Annotated in this window: 23 protein-coding genes; 13 read left to right on the top strand and 10 right to left on the bottom strand. The window is 75.0% G+C overall.

The window, feature by feature from the left end; translation table 11 throughout:
• Nucleotides 1-54: 54 nt before the first annotated feature.
• The 6 genes from AC0GKK_RS23910 (at nucleotide 55) to AC0GKK_RS23885 (ending at nucleotide 8020) form a co-directional block, all read left to right on the top strand.
• A complete protein-coding gene (locus AC0GKK_RS23910; protein ID WP_489882578.1) occupies nucleotides 55-1581 on the top strand; it encodes a molybdopterin-dependent oxidoreductase in 1527 nt (508 codons plus the stop codon).
• Nucleotides 1582-1710: 129 nt separating this feature from the next.
• A complete protein-coding gene (locus tag AC0GKK_RS23905; protein WP_405416248.1) occupies nucleotides 1711-2385 on the top strand; it encodes a fasciclin domain-containing protein in 675 nt (224 codons plus the stop codon).
• Nucleotides 2386-2454: 69 nt separating this feature from the next.
• A complete protein-coding gene (locus tag AC0GKK_RS23900; RefSeq protein WP_489882577.1) occupies nucleotides 2455-3996 on the top strand; it encodes a molybdopterin-dependent oxidoreductase in 1542 nt (513 codons plus the stop codon).
• A 50-nt stretch (nucleotides 3997-4046) separates the two neighbouring features.
• Complete coding sequence (locus AC0GKK_RS23895) at nucleotides 4047-7211, top strand: arabinosyltransferase domain-containing protein (RefSeq protein WP_489882576.1); 3165 nt, start codon at nucleotides 4047-4049, stop codon at nucleotides 7209-7211.
• 85 nt (nucleotides 7212-7296) lie between these two features.
• Complete coding sequence (locus AC0GKK_RS23890; RefSeq protein WP_208821987.1) at nucleotides 7297-7695, top strand: VOC family protein; 399 nt, start codon at nucleotides 7297-7299, stop codon at nucleotides 7693-7695.
• A gap of 73 nt (nucleotides 7696-7768) precedes the next feature.
• Nucleotides 7769-8020 carry a hypothetical protein gene (locus tag AC0GKK_RS23885; RefSeq protein WP_489882575.1) on the top strand — a complete coding sequence of 84 codons (252 nt, stop codon included), beginning with the start codon at nucleotides 7769-7771 and terminating at the stop codon, nucleotides 8018-8020.
• 67 nt (nucleotides 8021-8087) lie between these two features.
• On the opposite strand, the gene AC0GKK_RS23880 is transcribed toward AC0GKK_RS23885, so the two are convergent.
• From AC0GKK_RS23880 to AC0GKK_RS23845, 8 genes are all read right to left on the bottom strand, one after another.
• Nucleotides 8088-8291, bottom strand: coding sequence for a hypothetical protein (locus tag AC0GKK_RS23880; protein WP_208821978.1), 204 nt, complete (start codon nucleotides 8289-8291; stop codon nucleotides 8088-8090).
• 129 nt (nucleotides 8292-8420) lie between these two features.
• Complete coding sequence (locus AC0GKK_RS23875; RefSeq protein ID WP_489882574.1) at nucleotides 8421-10061, bottom strand: dipeptide ABC transporter ATP-binding protein; 1641 nt, start codon at nucleotides 10059-10061, stop codon at nucleotides 8421-8423.
• On the bottom strand, nucleotides 10043-10957 hold the full coding sequence (locus AC0GKK_RS23870) for an ABC transporter permease (RefSeq protein ID WP_489882573.1): 915 nt from the start codon (nucleotides 10955-10957) through the stop codon (nucleotides 10043-10045). Before AC0GKK_RS23870 ends, AC0GKK_RS23875 begins: the two co-directional genes overlap by 19 nt.
• Nucleotides 10954-11901 carry an ABC transporter permease gene (locus AC0GKK_RS23865; protein WP_346104032.1) on the bottom strand — a complete coding sequence of 316 codons (948 nt, stop codon included), beginning with the start codon at nucleotides 11899-11901 and terminating at the stop codon, nucleotides 10954-10956. Before AC0GKK_RS23865 ends, AC0GKK_RS23870 begins: the two co-directional genes overlap by 4 nt.
• Nucleotides 11898-13529 carry an ABC transporter substrate-binding protein gene (locus AC0GKK_RS23860; RefSeq protein ID WP_489882572.1) on the bottom strand — a complete coding sequence of 544 codons (1632 nt, stop codon included), beginning with the start codon at nucleotides 13527-13529 and terminating at the stop codon, nucleotides 11898-11900. Before AC0GKK_RS23860 ends, AC0GKK_RS23865 begins: the two co-directional genes overlap by 4 nt.
• Nucleotides 13526-14899: an NtaA/DmoA family FMN-dependent monooxygenase gene (locus AC0GKK_RS23855; RefSeq protein ID WP_489882571.1), complete on the bottom strand. Its 1374-nt coding sequence runs from the start codon at nucleotides 14897-14899 to the stop codon at nucleotides 13526-13528. The genes AC0GKK_RS23860 and AC0GKK_RS23855 overlap by 4 nt, the downstream gene beginning before the upstream one ends.
• Complete coding sequence (locus tag AC0GKK_RS23850) at nucleotides 14896-16152, bottom strand: LLM class flavin-dependent oxidoreductase (protein ID WP_489882570.1); 1257 nt, start codon at nucleotides 16150-16152, stop codon at nucleotides 14896-14898. The genes AC0GKK_RS23855 and AC0GKK_RS23850 overlap by 4 nt, the downstream gene beginning before the upstream one ends.
• A gap of 142 nt (nucleotides 16153-16294) precedes the next feature.
• Nucleotides 16295-16393 carry a putative leader peptide gene (locus tag AC0GKK_RS23845; protein ID WP_350667701.1) on the bottom strand — a complete coding sequence of 33 codons (99 nt, stop codon included), beginning with the start codon at nucleotides 16391-16393 and terminating at the stop codon, nucleotides 16295-16297.
• A gap of 669 nt (nucleotides 16394-17062) precedes the next feature.
• On the opposite strand from AC0GKK_RS23845, the gene AC0GKK_RS23840 reads away from it, so the two are divergent.
• The 6 genes from AC0GKK_RS23840 to AC0GKK_RS23815 all read left to right on the top strand — a co-directional run bounded on the left by AC0GKK_RS23840 (nucleotide 17063) and on the right by AC0GKK_RS23815 (nucleotide 22978).
• A complete protein-coding gene (locus AC0GKK_RS23840; protein WP_489882569.1) occupies nucleotides 17063-18157 on the top strand; it encodes an ABC transporter substrate-binding protein in 1095 nt (364 codons plus the stop codon).
• A gap of 28 nt (nucleotides 18158-18185) precedes the next feature.
• Nucleotides 18186-18986 (top strand): ABC transporter ATP-binding protein, encoded by an 801-nt coding sequence (locus AC0GKK_RS23835; protein WP_489882568.1) that lies wholly within the window; start codon nucleotides 18186-18188, stop codon nucleotides 18984-18986.
• Nucleotides 18976-19872, top strand: a complete 897-nt coding sequence (locus tag AC0GKK_RS23830) for an ABC transporter permease (RefSeq protein ID WP_357439653.1) — start codon at nucleotides 18976-18978, stop codon at nucleotides 19870-19872. The genes AC0GKK_RS23835 and AC0GKK_RS23830 overlap by 11 nt, the downstream gene beginning before the upstream one ends.
• A 167-nt stretch (nucleotides 19873-20039) precedes the next feature.
• Nucleotides 20040-20138, top strand: coding sequence for a putative leader peptide (locus AC0GKK_RS23825; protein ID WP_376772675.1), 99 nt, complete (start codon nucleotides 20040-20042; stop codon nucleotides 20136-20138).
• Between the two features lie 152 nt (nucleotides 20139-20290).
• Nucleotides 20291-21526 (top strand): acyl-CoA dehydrogenase family protein, encoded by a 1236-nt coding sequence (locus AC0GKK_RS23820; RefSeq protein WP_405416216.1) that lies wholly within the window; start codon nucleotides 20291-20293, stop codon nucleotides 21524-21526.
• Nucleotides 21527-21634: 108 nt separating this feature from the next.
• Nucleotides 21635-22978, top strand: coding sequence for an NtaA/DmoA family FMN-dependent monooxygenase (locus AC0GKK_RS23815; RefSeq protein WP_405416213.1), 1344 nt, complete (start codon nucleotides 21635-21637; stop codon nucleotides 22976-22978).
• 39 nt (nucleotides 22979-23017) lie between these two features.
• Here the strand turns inward: AC0GKK_RS23815 and AC0GKK_RS23810 are convergent, their stop codons facing one another.
• Nucleotides 23018-23416, bottom strand: a complete 399-nt coding sequence (locus AC0GKK_RS23810; RefSeq protein WP_168172112.1) for a DUF3040 domain-containing protein — start codon at nucleotides 23414-23416, stop codon at nucleotides 23018-23020.
• 141 nt (nucleotides 23417-23557) lie between these two features.
• Between AC0GKK_RS23810 and mgtE the strand changes: the two genes are divergently transcribed.
• Complete coding sequence (gene mgtE / locus AC0GKK_RS23805) at nucleotides 23558-24883, top strand: magnesium transporter (protein WP_489882567.1); 1326 nt, start codon at nucleotides 23558-23560, stop codon at nucleotides 24881-24883.
• On the opposite strand, the gene AC0GKK_RS23800 is transcribed toward mgtE, so the two are convergent.
• Nucleotides 24847-25935: a TerC family protein gene (locus tag AC0GKK_RS23800; RefSeq protein WP_489882566.1), complete on the bottom strand. Its 1089-nt coding sequence runs from the start codon at nucleotides 25933-25935 to the stop codon at nucleotides 24847-24849. The two genes, mgtE and AC0GKK_RS23800, sit on opposite strands and share 37 nt — an antisense overlap.
• Nucleotides 25936-26136 lie beyond the last annotated feature (201 nt).

Raw genomic sequence — 26136 nt, 5'->3', positions numbered from 1 at the left:
CGGACCGAGGGAAACGGGCCCCTGGCCCTTCCGTCGCGTTCCGTGGTGATCCTGGTGGAACTGCTGGCGATCGCCGCGGCAGTGGCATCGGGGCATCTCGTGGCGGCCCTGGTGGCACCGGCGTCGTCGCCCTTCGTGGCCGTCGGCGACGCGGTCGTGCGGCTCTCGCCGCAGCCGGTCGTGGAGTTCGCCAAGTCCGCGTTCGGGACGGCCGACAAGCCGGTCCTGCTCGCCGGGATCGGTGTGCTGCTGGTGCTGCTCGGCGCACTGGCCGGGCTCGCGGCGCGCCGACGGCCCGCGGTGGGGACCGCGGTCGTCGCCGCGCTGGGGCTGCTCGCGGTGGCCGCGGTGCTGACGGGTCCGGTGCCCACCGCGACCGACCTGGCCGCCCCGGTCGTCGCGCTGGTGGTGGGCGTGGCGGTGCAGCGGGGGCTGGACCGCCTCGCCCGCCGTCACGGTGGGACCCGCACCGGGAGCGGCGGGAGCGGTGACGGGGTCCCCCGGCGCACCGTGCTCGCGGGGGCCTCGGCCGCCGTCGCCGCCGGGACGCTCGTCGCGGGCGGGGCCGGCCTGGCGCGGTCCTCCTCCGGCAGCGGGATCGCGGCCTCGCGGGCCGCGCTGACCGGCAGGCTGGCCGCGGCGACGCTCGCCGAGACCGCCCCGCCGGTACCCGCGTCGGCCGCGTTCCCCCAGCTCGGCACCGTCCCGTTCGTGACGCCGAACGCCGACTTCTACCGCATCGACGTCGCCCTCACGATCCCGGCCGTGCGGGCCGAGGACTGGTCGCTGCGGGTGCACGGCCGGGTCGGGCGCGAGCTCGTCCTCACCGTCGACGACCTGCTGCGACGGCCGCTCGTGCAGCGCACGATCACGATGACCTGCGTGTCCAACACGGTCGGCGGGAACCTGGTGTCCACCGCGGACTTCGTCGGCGTCGAGCTGGCCCCGCTGCTGCTGGAGGCCGGGGTCGACCCGTCCGCGGACCAGATCGTCTCCACCAGCCGCGACGGCTGGACGGCGGGCACCCCGACCGCGACCGTGCTCGAACCCGGCCGGGGCGCGCTGCTCGCGCTCGGCATGAACGGCGAGGCGCTGCCGGTCGAGCACGGTTTCCCGGTGCGCATGGTCGTCCCGGGGCTCTACGGCTACGTCTCGGCCACCAAGTGGCTCGCCGACATCGAGCTGACGACCTTCGCCGAGCGCAGCGTGTACTGGCGCGATCGGGGCTGGGCCGAGCGCGCCCCGATCAAGACCCAGTGCCGCATCGACGCCCCGGTCGGCTTCTCAAAGCTCCCGGCCGGACGTGTGCAGGTCGCCGGGGTCGCGTGGGCGCAGCCGGTCGGGATCACCGCCGTCGAGGTCCGCGCCGACGACGGCCCGTGGGTGCGGGCCGAGCTGGCGACCGAGGTCAACCCGAACACCTGGCGGATGTGGCGGGCCGAGCTCGACCTCTCCCCCGGCAGCCACGCCCTCACCGCCCGGGCCACCGACCGCCGCGGGCTCGTCCAGACCGACGTCCGCGTCGACCCGATCCCGGACGGCGCGACGGGGTGGCCGAGCACGATCATCACCGTCGTCTGAATCGTTCCACCCCGCCCGGAAGAAATATCCGAGAAAACTTCCGGAACCGCCGAACCGCCCGGACCCAACGCCCGAACAATTCAGTGAAGTCCATACAGGACAGACAGTTTCCTCGAAAGGGAATCAGCCATGCGCGCCTCTCGCACCCTCGCCACCGTCGGCCTGCTCGCCGCCCTCTCGCTCGGCCTCACCGCCTGTGGCGGCGGCAGCGACACCTCCGCACCGCCCGCGGCGGCCCCGGCCTCCTCCTCCGCCCCGGCGACCACCGCCGCCGCCGACGGCGTCACCACCAACGACGACGTCTTCGGCCCGGCCTGCAGCCAGCTGCCGCAGGGCGACGAGCCCGGCTCGCTGAACTCGATGGGCCCGCAGCCGGTCGCCACCGCCGCGAGCACCAACCCGCTGCTGACCACGCTGGTCACCGCCGTCGGCAAGGTCCCCGGCCTGGCCGACACTCTGAACCAGCAGCAGGGCATCACCGTCTTCGCCCCGGCCAACGACGCCTTCGCCGCGGTGCAGAAGCAGCTCGGCGAGGAGAAGTTCAACGCCCTGCTCGCCGACACCACCCAGCTGCAGGGCCTGCTCTCCTACCACGTGACCCCGGAGCGTCTGGACGCCGCGGGCATCGTGGAGAAGAAGACCCTGACCGAGCTGGCCGGCGGCGACCTCACCATCGGCGGCACCGCCGAGGCCCCCACCGTCACCGACGGGCAGGGCAACACCGCCAACATCCTCTGCGGCAACATCCCGACCGCGAACGCCACCGTGTTCGTGATCGACAAGGTCCTCATGCCCACGAGCTGACGACCGACGGCACGACACGACGGGCCCGGGGTGCGAACCCCGGGCCCGTCGTCGTACGAACACCCTGCTGTGACCGCGACCCCGATCCACCCCGCCGCGTCCCTCACCCGGCCGCGGGCGGTGGTCACCGGTCTGCTCGGCGTCGGCTCGGCCCTCGCCGTGGGTGACCTCGTCGCGGGGCTGGTGGCGCCGGCGTCGTCGCCGTTCCTGACCGTCGGCGACCAGTTCGTCCGGCTGACCCCGGAGTGGCTGAAGCAGTTCGCGATCGCCACGTTCGGCACCGCCGACAAGCTCGCGCTGCTGACCGGGATGGCGCTGGTGATCACCGGGCTGGGCGTGGCCGCCGGGCTCCTGGCCCGGCGACGGCCCGCCCCGGGCGTGGCGGTCCTCGTCGCGATGGGGGTGACCGCCCTGGTCACCACGGTGCTCGCGCCCGCGTACCGGCCGGTCGACCTGCTCGCCCCCACCGTGGCGCTCCTCGTCGGGCCGACGGTGTTCCTCGCGGTGCACGCCGCGTTCACCCGGGCGGCCCGGGACGGCCTGGGCGCCGCCGCCCCGCTGTCGCGCCGGCAGGCCCTCTCGCTGGCCGGCGGGGTCGCCGTCGTGTCCCTGGGGGCGACCGTCGCCGGGCGGCTGCTCGCCGCCGCGCCGTCGACGTCGGGGCCGGCGGCACTCGCGCTGCCGCCCGCCCCGCCGGTACCGGCGCTCCCGCCGGACGCGACCCTGCCGGGCGCACCGGCCTGGCTGACCCCGACCGCGGACTTCTACCGGATCGACACCGCGCTGCAGGTCCCGCGGGTCGACACCGCCTCGTGGACCCTGCGGGTGCACGGCATGGTCGAGCGCGAGCTGACCCTCTCCCTGGACCAGCTGCGGGCCCGCCGGGTCGTCGAGGTGCCGATCACGATGGTGTGCGTGTCCAACCCGGTCGGCGGCGCGCTGATCTCCAACGCGCGGTTCACCGGGGTGCGCCTGGCCGACCTGCTCGCCGAGGCCGGGATCGGGCCCGGGGCCGAGCAGCTGCTGTCCACCAGCGTCGACGGGTTCACCACCGGCACCCCGGTCGACGTCGTCACCGACGGCCGCGACGCCCTGCTCGCGTTCGGCATGAACGGCGAGGCGCTGCCGGTCGAGCACGGCTTCCCGGTGCGCATGGTCGTCCCCGGCCTCTACGGCTACGTCTCCGGCTGCAAGTGGATCACCGACATCGAGGTGACCACCTGGGATGCGGCCACCGCGTACTGGGCCGAACGCGGCTGGGCCCGCGAGGGCCCGGTGAAGACCCAGTCCCGCATCGACACCCCGGTCGCCGGGGCGTCGGTCCCGGCCGGGCGGGTCGTCGTCGCCGGGACGTCGTGGGCGCCGCACGTGGGCATCACCCGGGTCGAGGTCGCCGTCGACGGCGGGACCTGGGTCCCGGCCCGCCTCGGCGCCGACGTCGGCGCCGACACCTGGCGGATGTGGCGCACCGAGATCGAACTGGGACCCGGCGATCACACCCTGCGCGTGCGCGCGACCGACCGGACCGGCACGGTGCAGACGGAACGGGAACAGGTCTCGATCCCCGACGGCGCGACCGGCCGGCACACGGTGCCGGTCACCGCGGTCTGACGGGCGGGCCGGCCCCGCCGCGCTCCCCCGCCGAGTCGATCCGGAAGTCGATGCACCCCTCAGACCACCCCGCCCCGCCGTCCGTCCCCCGCCGCCTGGTGGTCGCGACCCTGCTCGCCGGCCTGCTCGCGGGCCTGCTCGCGGCGCTGGTGCCGTTCGCCCCCGTCGACACCCGCAGCACGACCGTGACCTGGCCCCGGGCGGGCGAGCAGCCGGTGTCGACGACGGCGGCGTTCCAGCCCTACGCGCCGGAGGCGGTGCGCGTCGACGTCGGCTGCCGGGTGCTGCGCACCGCGCAGGCCCGCTCCACCGACACCGGGACGGCGACGACCGTCGTGGGCTCGGAGCGGCCCGGTGCCACCGGGATCGGGTTCGCCGTGCTCACCGGACCGGGCGGGGAGCTGCGGGTCCTGGTCGGGGGCCGTGAGCTGCTGCGCGCCCCCGTCCCGCCCGGCGACGCCTGCGGGCTCGTCCTCGACACCGACGAGGCCGGGTCCCGGGTCACCCTCGGCGACGCCGCCCCGCTCGCGTTCCCCGGCGACGTCGTGCGCGCGGTCGCCGCGTTCACCACCCAGCTCTCCCCCGCCGACGCCGACGGCCTGCGGGTCACCGCGCGCACCGCGGACTGGTTCGCCGCCGCGTCGTCGCCGGCCAAGACCGTGCTGATCGGGTCCCAGTGGCTCGCCGCCGCCCTCGCCGCGGTGCTGCTGGCCCGCCTCGCCGGTGACCGGTTCCGGCGCCGCCGTGGCGCGGCCCGGCTCCGGCGGGCCCGGCTGGCCGCGGTGGCCACCCCGGCCGGGATCGGACGGGCCGCCGCGGACGTGCTCGTCGTCGTCACCCTGGCGGTGTGGACGGTGCTCGGGCCGCTGTCCACCGACGACGGCTTCACCGAGGCGATCGCGCGCAACGCGACGGGCACCGCGACCGGCGACTTCGGCAACGTCTACCGCTGGGGCAACGCCTCGGAGGCGCCGTACACGCTGGTGATCCGCCTGGTGCGGGCGCTGGCCGAGACCGGGGTGGGGCCGCTGGTGCTGCGCGTGCCCTCGGTGCTCGCCGGGATCGCGGTGTGGCTGCTGCTGTCGCGGGTCGCGTTGCCCGCGGTGCTGGCACGCCACCACCGCCGGGCGTGGGTGCGGGGCACGCTCGGCGTCGCGCTGCTGGCGTGGTGGCTGCCGCTGAACCTCGGGGTCCGCCCGGAGCCGTTCGCGGCGCTCGCGACGACCGCGGCGCTGTGCTGTGCGCTGCGCGCCGCCGCCCGGCCCGGGCGCCGCGGCGGGACGTGGATCGCGGCCGCCGCCCTGGCCTCGGGGCTGGCACTGGCGGTGACTCCGTCGGCGGTGACCGTCGCCGGTCCGCTGGTGCTGCTGCTCCCGGCGCTGTGGCGGCGGGTCACCCGCCACGGCGGCGGGGGGTTCGCCGTCGGGGTCGCGGCGACCGTCGCCGCGGCCGGGATCGCCGCGGCCGGGCTCACCCCCGTCTTCACCGGGCAGAGCCTGTACACGGTCGCGCGCGCCACCGAGATGCACCAGTTCTACGGCCCGGCCACACCGTGGTTCCAGGAGTTGCGCCGCTGGAGCTACCTGCTGGGGTTCGGCACCGAGCAGGGCGGCCTCGGCCGCCGGGTGCCGGTGCTGCTCGCCGTCGCGATGCTGGTCGCGGCGCTGCCGCTGGTCGCGCGCGGCGCGCACCGGTGGGGCCCCGGTCTGCGGTGGACACCGGTCCCCCTGGCCGGACTCGCACTCGGGTTCGTGCTGCTCACCCCGGCGCCGTCGAAGTGGACCCACTACTTCGGGACGCTCGCCGGGACCGGGGCGCTCGCCGTCGCCGCGGGGGCGGTGCTGGTGGTGACCGCGGCCCGGCGGCCCGCCGACCCGACCGTGCGCGGCGCGGCCGCCGCCGGCACCCTGGCGGCGGTCGTGCTGGTCGCGCTGGCCTTCTCCGGACGCAACGAGTGGTTTCTGTGGTCGGGCTGGGGTGTGCCGCGCGCAGACGGGCCGTTCGCGCCGCTGAACTCGCCCGCGGTGTGGGCCGTGGCGGCGGCGGCGGTGCTGGCCGTGTCCGCCGTCGCGGTACACCGGTCGGGACGCCGAGGACACCGGACACGGCGGGACTCCACGGCCCGGGCCGCGGCGGCGCTGCCCGCCGGGATCGTGGTGGTCGCCCTGGTCACCGGGGTGTCGGTGGTGGTGGCGTCCTTCGTCGTCGCCCCGGTGCGCCAGGGCGGGGGCTACAGCGTCGGCGGACAGATGTGGAGCGAGCTGACCGGCCGCGACACCTGCGGGATCCTCGACCACGTCACGGTCCCGGTCGACACGGGCGCGCTGCCCGCCGCCGGCGGCGCCGACACCCTCACCGGGTTCACCGAGGGCCGCGGCTGGGTCGACGACCCGCCGCGCGGCGGGCTCGCCTGGGGCAGTCTCGACGGCGGCCCGGGCACCACCGGCGAGCTCCGCACCCGATGGTTCGCCGTCGCGCCGGGGCCGGGCGACCGGGTGCTGTCGGTCGACGTCGCCGGGCGGACCGGGCAGGGCAACACCCTGGAGCTGGAGTACGCCCGGGCCGGGTCGCCGGGCCCGGACGGGCGCGTGTCGCTCGACGACACCGCGACCGGTGCCCGCGGCACCTACCCCACCGAGCGGGTGCAGGAGGCCGTGCCGCTGGACCGGCCGGGCTGGCGCACCGTGCGGGTGCCCGTCTCCGCGTTCCCGGCGGACGTCGACCGGGTGCGGGTGCACGCCGTCGACACCGCCGTCGGACCGGGTGGCTGGGTGGCCGCCGCCGCCCCGCGGATGATCACCCCGGCGCCGGTGGTGCCGATGCTGCGCGACGCCGACGGCCCGGTCTACGTCGACTGGTCGATCCTCTGGTCGGCGCCCTGCCTGCGCGACCTGCCCGCCGTCCGGGCCGGGCTGGTGCAGACCCCGCGCTACCTGGTGCTGGGCCCGTCGTCGCTCGGGTTCGCCGTGGACGTGTCGTTCGCCGACGTCGCCGGGGGCAGCTTCGCGGCGATGCGCCGCACCACCACCGAGCAGGTCGTCGCGACCCGGATCGACACCGCCGACGACCCGGACCAGGCCGACTGGGGCTCGATCACCCGGATCGACACCGACCTCGCCGTCGACGCCTACGACGTCACCTCGGTCCCGGTGCGCCGCTGGGGCTGGGAGGGCGACCGGACCCCGATCGGGTACCCGGCCCTTCCGGCACCGTGACGACCCTCCGGTCGGAGGGGCCCCGCGGCCGCATCCGGCTGATAGACACATGCGGACACCCGCACGCAACGAAGCGAGGGACACCGTGGCCTTCCCCGGTCTGCAGCACGTCGCCCTGACCGTCAGTGATCTCGAACGCAGCACGCGCTGGTACGCGGCGCTGTTCGGCGCCGAGCCCGTCCTGGACGAGGACGAGGAGGGCGGCCGCTTCCACCACACCGTCTTCGCCCTCGACGGTGGGATGCTGTTCGGTCTGCACACCCACCAGGGCCGCGAGTCCGGCGAGCCGTTCGACGAGGAGCGCACCGGCCTCGACCACGTCGGCTTCGCGGTCGGCTCGCACGCCGAGCTGGAGCAGTGGGCGCAGAAGCTGACCGACCTGGGCATCGCCCACGAGGGCGTCAAGAAGGCGCACTACGGCAGCGGCGTCTCCTTCCGCGACCCGGACAACATCGCCCTGGAGTTCTTCACCGGGCCGGAGTGAGCCGGTGCGGGGGGGTGTCCGGACACGCCCCGCCGCACGCCACCCGGGGTGACGGCTCCCGCACACCGACGCCGTGCGCGGTTTCGTGTTCGACGTCGCGACCGGGCGGCTGACCGCGGTGAAGCAGGGCCGTCGCACCCCGAGTGCGGTGGTCGCACCCGCCGCGACGGGTGCGACGGCCGCCGTCGCGGTGCGGCAGCGGCATCTCGCCGACGCCCGGGTGCGCGGTGGCCCGCACGCCGGACGGCCCGGTGGCACCGTGCCGCGCTCCCGCGCCCGCCGAGATGCAGCCCGGCGGGCGCCCGGGTCACCCTGCACCCCCTGACCTGCATACCGGTGTCGTCCCGGGTCCGCCGGGACGCGACGGGCGTGCCGCGTCCCGGCGGGACGGGTCAGGCGACGCGCGGGCGGCGGCGCAACGCGGAACGGGCCGCCGCGAGCTGCTGGGCCACCTCGGCGGTGATCAGCTCGGCGTGCAGGGCGTCGTTGCCGGGGTCGCCACCACCGCGCAGCGCGCGGTGGCGACGTACGAGGGCGTCGAGCCCGTCGAGCAGCTGGGTTCCCGGATCAGCGGTGGGCAGGGTCGGAACGCTCATGGGATGTCTCCTGGTGACGAGGTGTCGGTGTCGATCCGTCGGGACGATCGACCGGCCGACACAGCGTCGAGGAGATCCGCACGTAGTCGATGTGACGCCGCCGGGACAGGACGGTGTCGATGTATCGGCTCACGACACCCCGGCTTTCCTACCGGCGATCGCAGCGAGCAGCTCTGCGGTGTACTCGTCGCGCGGGTCGTCGAACAGCTCCGCGGTGGGCCGCAGCTCGCGGAGCCGTCCGTCGCGCAGGACGCCGGTACGGTGCGCGACCCGCCGGACCACGGCGAGGTCGTGCGAGATGAACAGGTAGGACAGGCCGTCGCGCTCCTGCAGCTCGGCGAGCAGCTCCAGCACCTGGGCCTGCACCGAGACGTCGAGCGCGGACACCGGCTCGTCGGCGACGACGAGGTCCGGCGACAGCGCCAGCGCCCGGGCGATCGCGACGCGTTGACGCTGCCCGCCGGACAGCTCCCCCGGCCGCCGGTCGAGCGTCCCCGACGGGATCGCGACCCGGTCGACGAGCTCCGCGGCACGGTCGGCCTGCTCGGCGGCCGAACCGACGGAGAACGCCCGCAGAGGCTCGGTGACGATCTCGCGGACGGCGAACCGGGGGTCCAGCGAGGCGTAGGGGTTCTGGTAGATCAGCTGGGCGCGGCGGCGCAACGCCCGCCACGCCTCACCGCGGACGCGGGTCACGTCGTCGCCGCCGAGCAGCACCTGCCCGGAGGTGGGGTCCTCCAGGCGCAGCAGCAGCCGCGCCGTCGTCGACTTGCCCGATCCGGACTCCCCGACCAGCGCGACGGTCTCGCCGCGGGCGATCGTGAACGACACCCCGTCGACGGCGCGGTGGGTCCGCCGCGTCCAGGAGCCGCGGGCGCGGGGCAGCGGGAACTCCTTCACCAGGTCGTGGACCTCGGCGACCGGGGTCCCCGCCGTGTCGACGGGCGGCAGCACCGGCGGGGCGGTGAGCGCGAGACCGGGGGCGGCGGCGAGCAGCTCCCGGGTGTAGGGGTCCTGCGCCCCGGCGAGCAGCTCGGCCGGGGTGCCCTGCTCCACGACCCGCCCGTGCCGCATCACGACGATCCGGTCGGCCCGGTCGGTGGCGACGGCGAGGTCGTGGGTGATCAGCAGCAGCGCGGTGCCGAGGTCGCGGCGCAGCGCGTCGAGGTGGTCGAGGATCCGCCGGGCGACGGCCGCGTCCAGCGCACTGGTCGGCTCGTCAGCGACGACCAGCGCGGGCCCGGCGGCGATGGCGATCGCGATGAGCACGCGCTGGCGCATCCCGCCGGACAGCTGGTGCGGGTACTGCCCGGCGCGGGTCCCCGGCTCGTCGAGACCGGCCTGCCCCAGGAGCTCGACGGCACGGGCCGGTGCGGAGCGGCGGTCCGCGAGCCCGTGGGTGCGCAGCACCTCCGCGACCTGCACGCCGACCTTCTGGACCGGGTTCAGCGCGACGCCCGGGTCCTGCGGGACGAGCCCGATCCGGGCGCCGCGCACCGACCGGTACGCGCGCTCGGACAGCCCGGTGAGGGTGGTGCCGTCGAGGGAGACGGTGCCCGCGGTGACGGCGCCGGCGGCGGGCAGCAGCCCGAGCACCGCGGCGGCGAGGGTGGTCTTGCCCGACCCGGACTCCCCGACGACGGCGACGACCTCCCCGGGTGCGACGGTCAGGTCGACCCCGCGCACGGCGTGGACCGGCCCGCCGCTCCCGGCGTAGGTGACCTCCAGGCCCTCGACCTGCAGCAGGGCGCTCACCGTGTCCGCCCCCATCCTGACCGCCCCCACTCGCCGTCCAGGGCGCGGGAGATGCGGTTGACCGACAGCACGGTCGCGGCGATGACCAGGCCGGGCATCGCGCACACCCACCAGGCGACGGCCAGGTAGTTGCGGCCGTCGGCGACCAGCGAGCCCCACTCCGAGGCGGGCGGCGGGGCGCCGTAGCCGAGGAAGCTCAGCGCGGACACCGCCAGGATCGCCAGGCCGAACTCCAGCACCGCGAGCACGACGACCGGCCCGGCCGCGTTCGGCAGCACGTGCCGCCACAGCGAGACGTACCAGCGGGTGCCGACCGCGCGGGCGGCCTCGACGTAGAGGGCGCGGCGCACCCGCAGGGTCTCGGCGCGCATCACCCGGGCGAAGCTCGCGACGCTCGCCACGCCGACCGCGATCGCGACCTTCACCGTCCCGAAGCCGAGCGCGGTGATCAGGGCCAGAGACAGCAGGATCGCGGGGATCGCGAGCAGCACGTCGACGCCGCGCATGAGGACCTCGTCGACCCAGCCGCCGGCGAACCCGGCGAGCAGCCCGATCAGCCCGCCCGCGACGAGCGCGACGGCGACCGCGATCACGGTGGCCTGCAGCGACAGCGAGGCGCCGTGCACGACCCGGGTCCAGACGTCGCGGCCGAGGTGGTCGGTGCCGAACCAGTGGCCGGGCCCGGGCGGGGCGAGCCGGCGCGCGGTGTCACCGACCGCGGGGTCGCCGGGCGCGAGCAGCGACGGCACGAACGCCGCGGTCAGCACGAGCAGCACGACCGCCCCGGCGAGCACCAGCCCGGGCCGGGAGCGCAGGAACCGCCCGAGCCGTGCCCGCGGCCGTCGACCGGCCGGGGGCGGTGTGTCGCGGACGCCGGGCGCGGCGAGGGGGGCGCGGTCGAGCAGGGTCATCGGGTACTCCCGGAGGCGACGGCGACCCGCGGGTCGAGCAGCGGGTAGGCCAGGTCGACGAGCAGGTTGACCACGACGAAGGCGAGCGCCGCGAACAGCACGATGCCCTGTACGACAGGGATGTCCTGCGCCCCGACCGAGGCGACGGTGAGCCGGCCCAGGCCGGGCCGGGTGAACACCGTCTCGACGACGACCGACCCGGCGAGCAGGTTCCCGACGACGTAGCCGAGCACGGTGAGGGCGGGGATCGCGGCGTTGCCCAGCGCGTGGCGCAGGTGCACCGCGGCCGCGCCGACCCCCTTGGCGCGGGCGGTCGTGACGTACGGCGAGTCCAGCGCCTGGGTGAGGCTCTTCGCGAGCACCTGGGCGACGAGCGCGCCGGTCGGGAGGCCGAGGGTGACCGCCGGGAGGATCAGCGACTCCGGTCCGCGGTCGCCGACCGAGGGCAGCCAGCCGAGGGAGAACGAGAACAGCTGCACCAGCATCAGCCCGACCCAGAACACCGGCAGCGACACGGCCAGTGACGGCAGCGACGCCAGCACCTGTCGCAGCCACGGCGTCCGGGCCCAGGTCGCGGCGAGCGCGACCGCGGTGCCGCCGACGACGGCGACGAGCAGCCCGGCGGCGGCGATCTGCAGGGTCGGGGGGAGGGCCTGCGCGACCGCGGTCCGCACGTCCTGCCCGCTGGCGAACGACGTGCCGAGGTCGCCGTGCAGCGCCGCCCAGAGCTTCGTCACGTACTGCACCGGCAGCGGCTGGTCGAGGCCGTAGCGGGCACGCAGGGCGTCCAGCTCGGACGGCGACACCGGCTCGCCGTCGCCCGAGGCCATGGTCGCGACCGGGTCGCCGGGCAGCAGGTAGAGCACGATGAAGCTGACCGTCCACGCCGCCCACAGCACGACGGCGGCGAGCCCGAGGCGGCGCAGCAGGTAGGGGACGGTCATCGCGCGTCGGACTTCCAGGCGTCGTGCAGCTGGATGCGCGAGGACGCGTCGAACGCGACGCCGTGGGCGTCCGGGCCGACGCCGAGCACGGTGGTGAGCTCGACGACGGGCGCGGAGTCGAACCGCTCGGCGAGCAGCTTCTGCGCCTGCCCGGCGAGTGCCGCGCGTCGCGCCGGGTCGACCGTGGCGGCCTGCTCCGCCAGCGGGGCCTGCAGCGGCCCGGCGGGCAGCCGGTAGCGGTTGGTCCCGTCGGTGCCGTAGGTCGACCGCAGGATGTCCGGGTCGGCCCGGGTCAGGTTGCCCCACGCGGCGACGAAGTCCCCGCCGTCGAGGACGGCCTGGGTCTCGGCGATCTGGATCTCGCGGAGCGCCACGTCGATCCCGATCCGGCGCAGCTGCTGCTGGATCAGCTCCAGCGCGGGCTTGGTGGTGCCGATGTTTTGGGCGAACGTCAACGGCACGGTCAGGCGCTGCCCGCCCTTGGCGCGGATGCCGTCCGGGCCGGGCACCCACCCGGCGCGGTCGAGCGCGGCGGTCGCGGCGGCCGGGTCGTAGCCGACGAGCGCGGACTGGTCGGCGTAGGACGGCGTCGTCGACGCCAGCGGGCTCGTCGCCGCCCGCGTCTGGGTCGGGTAGACCGCGGCGACGACCTCGTTGCGGTCGATGCCCCGGCTCACCGCCTCGCGGACGGCGGCGTCGGCGCCGAGCGGGGTGCCCTGGTTGAACGTGATCCCGAACGGCAGGCCCGGGTTCGGCCGGGCCGGGAGCTGGACCCCGGCCCCGGTGAGCGGGGCCTCGTCCTGCTGGCCGACGCTCGCGATCGCGTCGACCTCGCCGGACTGCACGCTGCCCGCCCGCACCCCGGACTCGGGGACGACGCGGAACTCGGCCCGGTCGAGCCAGGCCTCGCCGGGGTGGGTGAACAGCTGCGAGCCCCAGTCGTAGCCGGCCCGCTTCACGAGCACGGTGACGTCGTTCTTGGCGTAGCGCTCGAGGGTGAACGGACCGGAGCCGACGACGCCGGCGCAGCGCTCGTCGTCGGAGCGGACGGCGCCGGCCGGGGAGAGCAGGCCGAGGCTGTGGGTGGAGGTGCCCTGCAGGAACTGCACGTTGGGCTTGGAGAACCGGACGGTGAACTCGGTGGGGCTCGTGACGTCGGTGCCGGTGTACCCGGCCAGGTAGCCCTTGGGGAGGCTGCCGCGGGCGCCCAGCTGCACCGCCCGGTCGAGGTTCGTCTTCACCGCGGCCGCGTCGACGGGCGCGCCGTCGGAGAAGGTGGCGCCGGGGCGCAGGGTGAACGTCCAGGCGGTGGCGTCGGCGTTCGACGACCAGCGGGTCGCCAGCCAGGGCACGATCGCGCCGGTGGACGGGTCCTGGTCGGTGAGCGAGTCGACGACCTGGCGCAGCGAGTAGATCGAGTCGTTGCTCTGCACCTGCTGCGGGTCGGCGCAGCCCTGGTCCGAGGACACCGCGAACACCAGCGTCCCGCCCGGCTGCGGCGGGCCCGCGTCGGCGGCGGCGCCACCGGCGCCGGAGCCGCAGGCGGTCAGGGTGAGCGCGGTGGCGGCGAGCAGCACGGCCGAGCGGCCGGCGGGCAGGTCCCGCCACAGCCGGAACCGGCGCCTCACGACGCCACCGCCGCACGGCGCTCGCCGAAACGCGACGGGTGCGCGAGCCCGAGGTTCTCCCGCAGCGTGGCGCCCGGGGTGTAGTCGGTCCGGAACACCCCGCGCTCCTGCAGGATCGGCACGACCCGGTCGACGACCTCGTCGAGCCCGGACGGGCTGACGTGGGAGCCGAGGATGAACCCGTCGGAGGCGTCGTTCTGCACGTAGCGGTCGATCTCGTCGGCCACGTGCTCCGGGGTCCCGACGAACACCGCGCGGTCGAAGACGTGCTTGACCGTCTCGCGCAGCGAGTACCCGTGGGCCTGCGCGAGCTCGCGCCAGGCGGCGACGGTCGCGTGCGCGTCCTGGGTCAGCGGGGCCCGGCCCTCGATCCACGTCGGAGCCTCGGGGGTGGGCTCGACGTCGGGCAGCGGCCCGTCCGGGTCGTAGCCGGACAGGTCGCGGTTCCAGACCATCTCGGCCAGCACGATCGAGGTCCACGGGTCGACCTGCCGGTCGTGGATGTGCTCGTGACGCTCGCGGGCCTCGGCGTCGGTGTCGCCGAGCACGACGCCGGCGCTGGGCAGGATCCGCACCTCGTCGGGGTCCCGGCCGGCCGTGCGGACCCGGGCCTTGACGTCGTCGTAGAAGGCGCGGGCCTCGTCGAACTTCTGGTACCGGGAGAAGATCGCGTCGGCGGACGCGGCGGCGAAGTCGCGACCGGCCGGGGACTCGCCGGCCTGCAGCACCACCGGGTGGCCCTGCGGGCTGCGCGGGGTGGTGAAGCGCCCGGCGATGTCGAACTGGTTCCCCGAGACCGCGAAGTCGCCGACGTGGCCGTCGCGCAGGAAGGTGCCCGACGCGGGGTCGGCGACGACGGCGTCGGAACTCCAGGAGTCCCAGAGCGCGCGGACCGCGGCGAGGGTCTCCCCGGCGCGCTCGTAGCGCTGGTGGTGGCCGAGGTAGGCACCGCGGCGGAAGTTCTCACCGGTGGGGGCGTCTGAGCTGGTGACGACGTTCCACGCCGCGCGCCCGCCGGAGAGGATGTCCAGCGTCGCGAACTTCCGGGCCAGCTCGTAGGGCTCGTTGAAGGTCGAGTTGATCGTCCCGGCCAGACCGATGTGCTCGGTGACCGCGGCCAGCGCGGCGAGCACGGTGAAGGTGTCCGGGCGTCCGACGACGTCCTGGTCGAAGATCTCCCCACCGCGGGTGCGCAGCCGCAGTCCCTCGGCGAGGAAGAGCAGGTCGAGGCGCCCGCGCTCGGCGGTGCGCGCCCAGTGCTCGAACGACTCCCAGGCGATGTGGCTGCCCGAGGCCGGGTCGCTCCAGACGGTGTCGTGGTTGACGCCCGGGAAGTAGGCGCCGAGCACGATCTGCTTCCTGTTGCTCATGCGGTGGCTCCGGAGAAGGTCGGGACGGCGGCGGACCCGGCCCCGGCGGCGTAGCGGCTGGCGGGCCTGGGCAGCCCGAAGCGCTCGCGCAGGGTGGTCTCGCCGTAGGCGGTGCGGAACACGCCGCGGGACTGCAGCTCGGGGACCAGGCCGTCGACGACGGCGTCGAGGTCGGTCGGCAGGACGGCGGGGCGCAGCCGGTAGCCGTCGAGCCCGGCGCGGCGCCAGGACAGCAGGGTGTCGGCGAGCGCGGCGGGGGTGGTGGCGAGGATCGCGGCGTCGGAGGAGAGCGGGTCGAGCGCGTCCAGCCGGGCGAGCCGCTCGCGGGCGGCGCGCTCGGTGCCGGCCAGCACCACGACGACGTCGCCGAGGATCCGCAGCGGCGGCGCGGTGCGGCCCGCGGCGGCCTCCGCGGAGCGGACCTGGGCGACGATGCGCGCGGCGTCGTCGGCGTCGTGCGGTGTGGTGAACACGACGTCGCCGACCCGGGCGGCGAGCAGCGCCGGGTCGTAGCCGTGGGCCAGCGACACGACCAGCGGCTGGCCCTGCGGCGGGCGCGGCACGATCGACGGCCCGGCGACGCCGAAGTGCTCCCCGGCGAAGTCGACCCGGTGCAGCTTGTCACGGTCGACGAAGCGCCCGGTCAGGGCGTCGCGGATCTCGGCGTCGTCCTCCCAGGAGTCCCAGAGCCTGCGCACGACCTCGACGGCGTCGGCGGCCTCGCCGAACAGCTCGGCGACGAGTTCGCGGGCGGCCGGGGTGCCGAGGTCGGCACGGCGCAGGCCGGGGACGCTGCGGCGCCCGAAGTGGGCGGCCTCGTCGGCGCGGACCGAGGTCTGCACCCGCCACCCGGCGCGGCCGTGGCTGTCGTGGTCGAGCGTCGACAGCGCGGACGCGACGTGGAACGGCTCGGTGTGGGTGGTGGTGACGGTCGGGACCAGCCCGATCCGCGACGTCGTCGGGGCGAGGAAGGCGGCGACCAGCGAGGCGTCGAGGCGTCCCTGCACCCGGTCGGTGCGCCGGTCGGCGCCGCTCAGGTGGTCCCCGGACTGCAGGCCGAGTGCGTCCTCGATCGTCACCAGGTCCAGCAGCCCGCGCTCGGCGGTGCGGGCCAGGTCGGTCCAGTAGCGGGCGGTGAACAGCCCACGGGGGTGTGCGGCGGGGTCGCGCCAGGCGGCGGGGTGCCAGCCGGCGCCGTCGAGGGCGACGGCCAGGTGCAGGGGGCCGCCGGTAGTGGTGTCCGATGTGGACATACGGCATCGCTTTCTCGTCGCCCGGGGGGCACGACGGGACGAAGAGGACGTCGGGGCGGCGCGGAACGCGGCGGCCGGGACGGGGGCCGTCGTGGACGGCCGGGGCGGGTCGGGTGGGCGGGGGCGCCCGGCAGGACGCCGGTCAGACCCGACAGGTGGCGCCCGCGACCCGCATCAGGTCGACGTGGCGGCGGTACCGGGGATGGTGCGCGGCGCGCACCTGCTCGGCGACCGTGCGCATGGGATCCTCCATCGGACCCGGCTGGAGCACCCGCACCCGCGTGCTGCGGGGGGTTGCTGCGGCGTCGTCGAGCCGGGTCTCTCGGCCGCTCCGGATGGTGTGCGTCCCGACTGTAGGTATCCGGTGCCCGACGGTGTCAACCCGCATCGCGATCGAGTGACCCGCACCGCAGCAGACCTCCCGACCTGCGGAATCACCACCCGGATGCCGCGAAAGGTGTCCGGACAGCCCACGACCGTTCCTGGTTGGTGGACTCCGGGTTGTCCGGAGAGGTGACCACCGCGCACCCTGGACGGGTGACGACGAGCCAGCGGCGGCCCTCGCGCACCGCACGGCTCGTGGGGGACGCGACGGCCCCCGTCCCCCAGCGGCAGACGCGCACCGCGTGGCACGCGGTGCCCCTGCGCCCGACCGGCCTCGAGCCGTTCTGGCCGAGCCGGCGCGCCCCCGCCTACAGCGAACTCTGTCGCTGACCGGTCCCCGTCCCGCAGGCCGTCACGCCACGCCCCCGGCGTGCGACGCACCCGCCGGACCGGGAACCGCCCGCCGGACACCACTCCGGCCCGCCACCCGTCCCGAACCCCGGCACGCCCCTCCCAGGGCCGGCCGGCCCCGGCGCGCCGCGGTCGTCCCCGACCGCCCGCCCCCACGGAAGGACCCCGTTCCGCGATGTCCCCGCACGTCCTGCGCCCCGGATCCCGGGCGCGCACCGCCGCCGTCCTGCTCGCGCTCCTCACCGCGCTCGGGCTGCTGGCCGGCTGCTCGCGCGCCGACGAGAGCACCACCGCCGCGGGCGCCACCTCCCCCGCGACCGAGGTCCGCCTCGGCTACTTCCCGAACATCACCCATGCCCCCGCCCTGGTCGGTGTGAAGCAGGGCCTGTTCGCCGCCGAGCTGGGGAGCACGACGCTCACCACCCAGACGTTCAACGCGGGTCCGGACCAGGTCAACGCCCTGCTCGGCGGCTCGATCGACGTCGCGTTCATCGGCTCCGGCCCGGCGATCAACGCGTTCACCAAGTCGGGCGGCGAGGCCGTGCGCCTCGTCGCGGGCTCCACCTCGGCCGGCGCCCAGCTGGTCACCCGGCCCGACATCACCTCGCCCGAGCAGCTCAAGGGCACGATCATCGCGACGCCCCAGCTGGGCAACACCCAGGACATCGCGCTGAAGACCTGGCTGTCGGAGAACACGCTCCCGATCGGGCAGGGCCCGGACGCGGTGACCGTGCAGAACATCGAGAACCCGCAGACCCTCGATCTGTTCAAGCAGGGCAAGGTGGCCGGCGGCTGGCTGCCCGAGCCGTGGAGCTCGCGCCTGGTCGACGCCGGGGCGAAGGTCCTGGTCGACGAGAAGTCCCTGTGGCCCGGCGGGAAGTTCCCGACGACCGTCGTCATCGTCCGGACCGAGTTCCTGCAGCAGCACCCCGAGACCGTCGAGGCGATCCTGCGCGGCGAACAGAAGGCCATCGCCCTCATCCGTGACGACCCGGCGCAGGCGAAGACCGTCTCCAACGAGGCGATCGGCGAGATCACCGGCAAGCCGCTGGCGGCCGACATCCTCGACCGCGCGTTCACCGAGCTGTCCTTCGACTCCGACCCGCTCGCCTCGACCTTCCCGCAGCTGGCGAAGGACTCGGTCACGGCGGGCATCGCGAAGAGCGAGGCGGACCTGACCGGCTTCCTCGACCCGACCGCGGTCGACGCGGTCCGGACGAGCTCCGGGGAGGCCGCCGTGGACACGGCCGGCCTCGCCTCCCGGAACTGACACCACCACCCACGAGGGGAACCCACCGATGACCGTCGACCTCACCACCCGACGTCCCCCGACCCGCGACACCGCGGTGGCGCTGTCCGGGGTCGCCAAGACCTTCGGCACCGGGCCGGGGGCGGTGACCGCGCTCAACGGGATCGACCTGCAGGTCGGCGCCGGCGAGTTCGTCTGCGTGCTCGGCGCGTCCGGCTGCGGCAAGTCGACGCTGCTGAACCTGCTCGCCGGGCTCGACGCCCCGACGGCGGGCGAGGTCACAGTGGGGTCCGCCCGGCCGTCGTTCATGTTCCAGGAGGCCGCGCTCATGCCGTGGCTGACCGCGCTGCGCAACGTCGAGCTGCCGCTCAAGCTCGCCGGGCACGGCCGGTCGGCCCGGCAGGAACGTGCCGAGGAGCTGCTGTCGCTGGTGCGCCTGGAGGGCATGGGCGGCAAGCGTCCGCACGAGCTGTCCGGCGGCATGCGCCAGCGCGTGTCACTGGCCCGGGCACTCGCCGCCGCGACCGGTCTCGGCGAGGACCAGGCCACCGGCGGGCTGCTGCTGATGGACGAGCCGTTCGCGGCGCTCGACGCGATCACCCGCGACGTCCTGCAGGGCGAGCTCCTGCGCGTCTGGCGGGCCACCGGCACCACGATCGTGTTCGTCACCCACGACGTCCGCGAGGCGGTCCGGCTCGCCGAGCGGGTGGTGCTGCTGTCCTCGCGGCCCGGCACCGTGGTGCGGGAGTGGACGGTGCCCGCCGACGGCCACGACGCCGAGGCCCAGGCCGAGCTGCACGACGACATCACCGGACGACTGCGGCAGGTGATCACCAGCCATGCCGCGTGAGGACACCTCGATCACGGTCGTCGAGAACGACCGGGACTCCGCCGCCGCGGTCGCCGGGCTCGACGCCCTCGACACGCCGGTCGAGCGCACCACCCCGTGGTGGCAGCGGCTGCTGCGGACCTGGCTGCCGCCGCTCGTCGCACTCGCCCTGATCGTCGTGGTCTGGCAGCTCGTCTGGGCCTCGGCGGTCACGCCCGAGTACAAGCTGCCGGCCCCCGGCGCCGTGGCCGAGGCGTTCGGCGAGACCGTCGCCAGCGGCGAGATCTGGTCGATCCTGTGGACCTCGGTCAGCCGGGCCGCCCTCGGCTTCCTGCTCGCCCTGGTGATCGCCACCCCGCTCGGTGTGGTGGTCGCGAAGGTGCCGGTGGTGCGTGCGGCGATCGGCCCGCTGCTCACCGGTCTGCAGTCGCTGCCCTCGGTGGCCTGGGTGCCGGCCGCGGTGCTGTGGTTCGGGCTGACCAACGCCACGATCTTCTTCGTGGTGCTGCTCGGCTCGGTCCCCTCGATCGCGAACGGCCTGGTCGCGGGCATCGACCAGGTGCCGCCGATCCTGCCCCGGGCCGGCCAGGTCCTGGGCGCGACGGGGTACCGGATGGCCCGCCACGTCCTGCTCCCCGCGGCGCTGCCCGGCTACCTCGCCGGCTGCAAGCAGGGCTGGGCGTTCTCCTGGCGGTCGCTCATGGCGGCGGAGATCATCGCGGCCGGACCCGCGCTCGGGGTCGGACTGGGCGCCTACCTGAAGAACGGTGCCGACGTGAACGACATCGTGCAGGTGTTCGCCGCGATCCTGCTGATCCTCATCGTCGGCATCGGGATCGAGCTGCTGGTGTTCCGCCCGCTGGAGCGACGGGTGCTGCGCGCCCGGGGGCTGGCGCTCACCGTCTGACCCGGGCGGCGCCCGCAGGATCGGCACGACGTCCCACCCATCGACCACGACCTGTCCACAGTAGATCTCTCACACCTCGGGACACCTGTCCGGACGGCCGCGATCACGGCTCCCACCAGGCAGGATGCGAGTGATCCGGGTCGCCGGAGGCTTGGGCGGCACCCGGGGTGGCGGCTAGCGTGGCGACCGTGACCGGATCGGTGCTGCTGACCACGCGGGGGCATGTCGACCTCGCGCGCGTGGCGTCGGCACTCTGTCGACCCTGAGCCGTCGTCCCGAGGCGACCTCCCGAGTCGTCCCCGGGCGGCACCCGTCCCGCTCCGCGCGCCCGTCGGGCCCGCGCACCCCGCCGTGGCCCCGCCCGGCGTCCCCGCCGTCGTCGCCCACCGCCGCGCGCCCCTCTCCGGAAGGACCGTTCATGACCACCACCTCCCCCGCCCCCGCCGGCACCGACGGCGTCGTGGGCCGGACCGCCTGGACCGACGAGCAGCTCGACGCCGTCTTCGCACCGGTCTTCGCCCGGATCGCCGAGGGCGCGGTGACCCGCGAGCAGGGCCGCACCCTCGCCCACGACGAGGTCGCCGCCCTGCGCGCCGAACGCTTCGGTGCGCTGCGGCTGCCCGTCGCCCTCGGCGGCTACGGCGCCACCGTCCGCCAGCAGTTCCGGCTGCTCGTCGACCTGGCCGCCGCCGAGTCGAACCTGCCCCAGGCGCTGCGTGTGCACTGGTGGTACGTCGACGACCTGCTGCTCGCCACCCCGGGCCCGGACCGCGACGCCCGGCTGGCCGCCGTCGCCGGGGGTGAGCTCGTCGGCAACGCCATCACCGAGCCCGGCGTCGGCGCGATCGACCGCTACCGGACCGCGCTGACCCCGGACGGCGACGGCGGCTACCGTCTGAACGGCACGAAGTACTACTCGACCGGCAGCCTCTACTCCGACCGCATCCTCGTCGCCGCCGACCTCGACGGCGAGCGGGTCTCGGTGCTCGTCGACGGCGACGCCGAGGGCGTCGTCCAGCACGACGACTGGGACGGCTTCGGCCAGCGCCTCACCGCCAGCGGTACCACCGTGTTCACCGACGTCGCCGTGTCCGCCGACCGGGTCCTCGGTCCGGGCTACGGCTCCGCCGGCCGGTCCTGGGGCACGTCCTACCTGCAGCTCGTCCAGCTCGCCGTGCTCGCCGGCATCGCGCGTCGCGCCACCGACGACGTCGCCGGCTGGGTGCGGGAGCGCACCCGCACCTTCACCCACGCCGCGGCCGACCTGCCCCGCCACGACCCCCTGGTCCAGCAGGTCGTCGGGCGGCTGTCCGCCGCGGCGTGGTCGTCGCGGGCCCTGGTGCTGACCATCGCCGACCAGCTCGACCGGCTGCTCGACGCGGGCGGGGAGGACCCCGATCTGCTCGACCGCGTGGAGCTCGACGTCGCCCACGCCCAGGCCGCCGTCATCCCGGCCGTGCTCGACGCCACCACCCAGCTGTTCGAGGTCGGCGGCGCGTCGATCACCTCGGAGAAGCTGCGCCTGGACCGGCACTGGCGCAACGCCCGGGTGATCTCCACGCACAACCCGCTGATCTACAAGCTGCAGACGGTCGGGGACCACGTCCTCAACGGCACCGACCTGCCCTACGCCTGGAGCGCCGGCAAGCGATGACCCGCGGGGTCGGGGCCTCCGTCGTCCGCGACCACGCCGGGCGGGAACACGACCGGCCGCACGGTGTTGCACCGGTAGGAGACCGCTGAACCCCTCGGGAGGCCGTTCATGGCGCGCAAGCAGATCCACCTGGCCGCACACTTCCCGGGCGTCAACAACACCACCGTGTGGGGCGACCCGGCGTCCGGCAGCCACATCGAGTTCGAGTCGTTCGCGCACTTCGCGCGAACGGCCGAACGGGCGAGGTTCGACTTCCTGTTCCTCGCCGAGGGCCTGCGCCTGCGCGAGCACCGCGGCGAGATCTACGACCTCGACGTGATGGGCCGCCCGGACACGTTCACGGTCCTGTCCGCGCTGGCCGCGGTCACCGACCGGCTCGGCCTGGCCGGGACGATCAACTCGACCTTCACCGAGCCCTACGACGTCGCCCGCCAGTTCGCGTCGCTGGACCACCTGTCCGGCGGCCGGGCCGCCTGGAACGTGGTGACCTCGTGGGACGCGTTCACCGGCGAGAACTTCCGCCGCGGCGGCTTCCTGCCGAAGGAGAAGCGCTACTCCCGGGCCAAGGAGCAGCTGGCCGCGACCGCCGCGATCTGGGACTCGCGCACCGGTCCCGACGACCGCGGGGAGTTCGCCTACACCTCAGACCAGTTCGACGTGCACGGCCGGTTCTCGCTGCCGCGCAGCCCGCAGGGCCGCCCGGTGATCCTGCAGGCGGGTGACTCCGAGGAGGGTCGCGAGTTCGCCGCCGCGTCGGCCGACGCGATCTTCTCCCGGCACGCCGAGCCGGAGGCCGGACGCGCGTTCCTCGCCGACGTGAAGGGCCGCCTCGCCCGCTACGGCCGGGCGTGGGACGACCTGAAGATCCTCCCCGCCGCGACGTACGTGCTGGGCGACACCGACGCGGAGGCCGCCGAGCGCGCCGAGGTGATCCGCTCCCAGCAGGTCAGCCCGCAGACCGCGATCGTGTTCGCCGAGCAGCTGTGGAACACCGACCTGTCCGGGCGCGACCCGGACGGCCCGCTCCCGGAGTTCGACCCGGTCGAGGGCGAGCTCGTCTCGAAGGGCCGCGCCAGCGTGCGCCAGTACCGGGACCCGAAGGCCGTCGCCGACCAGTGGCGTGCCCTCGCCGCGGAGAAGAACCTGTCCCTGCGCGAGACGGTGATCGAAGTGACCGGGCGGCACACCTTCGTCGGGAGCCCGCGGACGGTCGCCGACGCGATCGACGACGCCGTGCAGTCCGACGCCGCGGACGGCTACGTGCTGGTCCCGCACGTCACCCCGGGCGGGCTCGACGAGTTCGCCGACCGGGTCGTGCCGCTGCTGCAGGAGCGCGGGTCGTTCCGCACCGAGTACACCGGGACGACGTTGCGTGAGCACCTCGGGCTGCCGGCCGTCCGCTCGACGACCGACCCGACCGAGGCGGCGACGGCGGCCCCGTCCACGACCTGACCGCGCTCCCGTGACCGGCGCCGCGGCACCGGGTGCGGGTCAGGCGCGCTCGTCGTCGCGGCCCTCGGCCTGCTCCCGGGCGACGTTCTCGCGGTGTGCACGGACGGCGATCCAGGCCATCGCGGCCGGGATCCCGAGCAGCAGCCCGAACGACAGCAGCCCGGCGACCCAGTCGCCCGGCACGATCACCAGCACGATCACGGTGATCGCGACGGCCTGCAGGATCCGGTCCGCGCGGCCACCCGCGGCGCGCGCGGGCCGGTGCGGTGCGGTCAGCTCGGTGTCCAGGTCCGGGTCGGAGCGGCGCAGCTCCTGTTCGAGGCCGGAGAGCCGGAGCTCCTCGTCGCGGTCCAGGGGGCGCGCCACCGGGCGCGGGTCGGGGTCGCCGGTCCCGCCGCCGGGCGACGGGGGCGGCAGGGGCGGGGGTGTGACGGACATCGTGACCTCCTCGGTGCCACCGACCGGGTTCCCGCTCCCGGGGGCAGTCATCCGGGATGTGCGGTAGACGTCACCGATCCTACCGAAACGGACATAGTCCCGCCGCTGCACGCGGCAGGACCCGGCGGCAGGATCGTCCGCATGGAACGCTGGACCGATCTCGTCGAACGCCACGACCCCGCCGGAGTCCTCGACCGGCTCGACGGACGGCCCGCCCACGAGATCGCCGACGCGCTGGCCCGGATGGAACCGGTCGACGCGGGCTGGGTGTTCCGGCTGCTCGGCAAGGACCGCGCGCTCGACGTGTTCGAGGAGCTCGACCCGGTCGACCAGCAGGAGCTGTTGGCGGGGCTGCGCGGCGACGCGGTGACCGCCCTGGTCGAGGACATGGACCCCGACGACCGCGCCCGGATGCTCGGCGAGGCGCCGGCCAAGGTCGCCAACCGGGTGCTGGCCGGGCTGTCGGCCGGGGAACGGTCGATGACCGCGGCGCTGCTCGGCTACCCCGACGGCTCGGTCGGGCGGGTGATGACGCCGGAGACCGTCGCCGTGCCGCTGCACAGCAGCGTGACCGAGGCGCTGGCCGTCGTGCGGCGCAAGGGCGCGCAGGCCGAGACGGTGTACACCCTCGCCGTCACCGACGCCGGGCGCCGGGTGACCGGCACCGTCTCGCTGCGCGACCTGGTGCTGGCCCGGCCGGACGTCGCCGTCGCCGACCTCGTCGACGACGGGGCGCCGCGGGTGCGGGCCACCGACGCCGCCGAGGACGCCGCACGCCTGATGGGTGAGGCGAACCTGCTCGACCTGCTGGTCGTCGACTCGGAGGACCGGCTGCTGGGTCTGCTGACGATCGACGACGCCGTCGAGATCCTGGAGCGCGCCGACACCGAGGACGTCGCCCGCCAGTCCGGTGCGGCGCCGTGGTCGGGCCACTACATGTACGTGCGGGTCACGAAGCTGGCGCGCACCCGCGCGGTGTGGCTGGCGGTGCTGCTGCTCGCCGCGGTGCTGACGGTCAACGTGCTGCAGATCTTCGAGGACGCACTCGAGCAGGTCACCGCGCTGGCGCTGTTCATCCCGCTGCTCGTGGGCACCGGCGGCAACGCGGGTGCCCAGTCGGCGTCGGCTGCGGTCCGGGCGATCGCCGTCGGGGAGGTGCGCCTGGCCGACCTGCCCGCCGTGGTGTGGCGGGAGCTGCGGGTCGGGCTGCTGCTGGGCACCCTGCTCGGTGCGCTGGGGCTGGCCGTCGCGTCGCTGCTGGTCGGGGTCCAGGTCGCCGTCGTGGTGGCGGTGACTCTGGTGGCGATCTGCGGCTGGGCGGCGACGGTGGGCGCGACGATGCCGTTGCTGGCCCGCCGGGTCGGGATCGACCCGGCGGTGGTGTCCGCTCCCCTGGTCACGACGCTCGTCGACGCGACCGGGCTGCTGATCTACTTCTCGGTCGCCCGGGTGGTGCTGGGGATCTGATCCGCGTCCACGGTCGCGTCGTCCGCGCCGTCGGTGTCGGGTCCGGCGACCTCCGGGGCTGCCGGGGCGGCCGCGGCGCGGCGCCGGGAGACGACCAGGCTCGCGACGGCGGCGACGGCGATCGTCCCGGTGATGACCAGCAGCGACAGCCAGATCGGCACCTCGGGCACCGGCACCGGCTGCCCGTCGTTGATGAACGGCACGTTGTTCTCGTGCAGTGCGTGCAGGGTGAGCTTCACGCCGATGAACGCCAGGATCACCGCGAGGCCGTGCGCCAGGTAGATCAGGCGCTCCAGCAGGCCGCCGATGAGGAAGTACAGCTGGCGCAGGCCGAGCAGGGCGAAGGCGTTCGCGGTGAACACCAGGAACGGCTCCTGGGTGAGGCCGAAGATCGCCGGGATCGAGTCGAACGCGAACAGCAGGTCGGTCAGCCCGATGGCGACGATGACCAGCGCCATCGGGGTGAGGAGCCGCTTGCCGTCGACGCGGGTGACGAGCTTCGCGCCGTCGTACTCGGTGGAGGTGGGCAGCACCTTGCGGACCAGGCGGATCAGCTTCGAGTCACCGGCGTCGGCCTGCTCGTGGTCGTCGGAGGACATCGCCTCGCGGATCTGGGACCAGGCGAGCCAGAACAGGATGACCGCGAACAGGTAGAAAACCGCGACGAACTGCTCGATGATCACCGCGCCGACCGCGATGAACGCACCGCGCATGACGATCGCGATCGCGATGCCGATCAGCAGCACCTTCTGCTGGTGCACCTTCGGCACCGCGAAGCTGGTCATGATCAGCAGGAAGACGAACAGGTTGTCGACCGACAGGGCCTTCTCCGTCAGCCAGCCGGCCATGTACTCGCCGCCGTACTGCCAGCCCGAGAAGACGCCGACGCCGACGCCGAACAGCAGGGCGATCGCGATGTAGCCGGCCGACCAGATCGCCGACTCGCGCAGCGTGGGCTCGTGCGGGTCACGGGCGTGCCCGACGAAGTCGAACACGAGCATGCCGGCGACGACGGCGAGCGTGGCCAGCCACACCCAGAGGGGAACGTTCACGGCGGGGTCCTCCAGCGCAGGTAGGGGCGCTGAAGGTCTCCTCCGCCCGCCGCGGTGACCGCGGTGGACCGGCGCAACCGGGACCGGCTCGGGCCGGTGCCGTGATGACGGCGACGCCGTGTTCGGGAGTACTCCCCTTCGACTGTGCAGAACGCTAGGGCATGGCCCAGGGTTCCGACAGTGGGGGGTACGCGAGCCTCG

This window comes from Pseudonocardia sp. P-1 (genome assembly GCF_058111925.1).
The sequence above is the reverse complement of the archived record's forward strand: the minus strand, read 5'-3'. Positions and strand labels throughout refer to the sequence as shown.

Bases quoted from the DNA above. Each gene is read 5' to 3' on its own strand.
- AC0GKK_RS23845 (WP_350667701.1), bottom strand. From the start codon at position 16,393: ATGCGCACGGTCGCCGAGCAGGTGCGCGCCGCGCACCATCCCCGGTAC.
- mgtE (WP_489882567.1), top strand. From the start codon at position 23,558: ATGGAACGCTGGACCGATCTCGTCGAACGCCACGACCCCGCCGGAGTC.
- AC0GKK_RS23870 (WP_489882573.1), bottom strand. From the start codon at position 10,957: ATGACCCTGCTCGACCGCGCCCCCCTCGCCGCGCCCGGCGTCCGCGAC.
- AC0GKK_RS23855 (WP_489882571.1), bottom strand. From the start codon at position 14,899: ATGAGCAACAGGAAGCAGATCGTGCTCGGCGCCTACTTCCCGGGCGTC.
- AC0GKK_RS23835 (WP_489882568.1), top strand. From the start codon at position 18,186: ATGACCGTCGACCTCACCACCCGACGTCCCCCGACCCGCGACACCGCG.
- AC0GKK_RS23880 (WP_208821978.1), bottom strand. From the start codon at position 8,291: ATGAGCGTTCCGACCCTGCCCACCGCTGATCCGGGAACCCAGCTGCTC.
- AC0GKK_RS23875 (WP_489882574.1), bottom strand. From the start codon at position 10,061: ATGGGGGCGGACACGGTGAGCGCCCTGCTGCAGGTCGAGGGCCTGGAG.
- AC0GKK_RS23810 (WP_168172112.1), bottom strand. From the start codon at position 23,416: ATGTCCGTCACACCCCCGCCCCTGCCGCCCCCGTCGCCCGGCGGCGGG.
- AC0GKK_RS23820 (WP_405416216.1), top strand. From the start codon at position 20,291: ATGACCACCACCTCCCCCGCCCCCGCCGGCACCGACGGCGTCGTGGGC.
- AC0GKK_RS23815 (WP_405416213.1), top strand. From the start codon at position 21,635: ATGGCGCGCAAGCAGATCCACCTGGCCGCACACTTCCCGGGCGTCAAC.
- AC0GKK_RS23830 (WP_357439653.1), top strand. From the start codon at position 18,976: ATGCCGCGTGAGGACACCTCGATCACGGTCGTCGAGAACGACCGGGAC.
- AC0GKK_RS23850 (WP_489882570.1), bottom strand. From the start codon at position 16,152: ATGTCCACATCGGACACCACTACCGGCGGCCCCCTGCACCTGGCCGTC.
- AC0GKK_RS23865 (WP_346104032.1), bottom strand. From the start codon at position 11,901: ATGACCGTCCCCTACCTGCTGCGCCGCCTCGGGCTCGCCGCCGTCGTG.
- AC0GKK_RS23905 (WP_405416248.1), top strand. From the start codon at position 1,711: ATGCGCGCCTCTCGCACCCTCGCCACCGTCGGCCTGCTCGCCGCCCTC.
- AC0GKK_RS23840 (WP_489882569.1), top strand. From the start codon at position 17,063: ATGTCCCCGCACGTCCTGCGCCCCGGATCCCGGGCGCGCACCGCCGCC.
- AC0GKK_RS23895 (WP_489882576.1), top strand. From the start codon at position 4,047: ATGCACCCCTCAGACCACCCCGCCCCGCCGTCCGTCCCCCGCCGCCTG.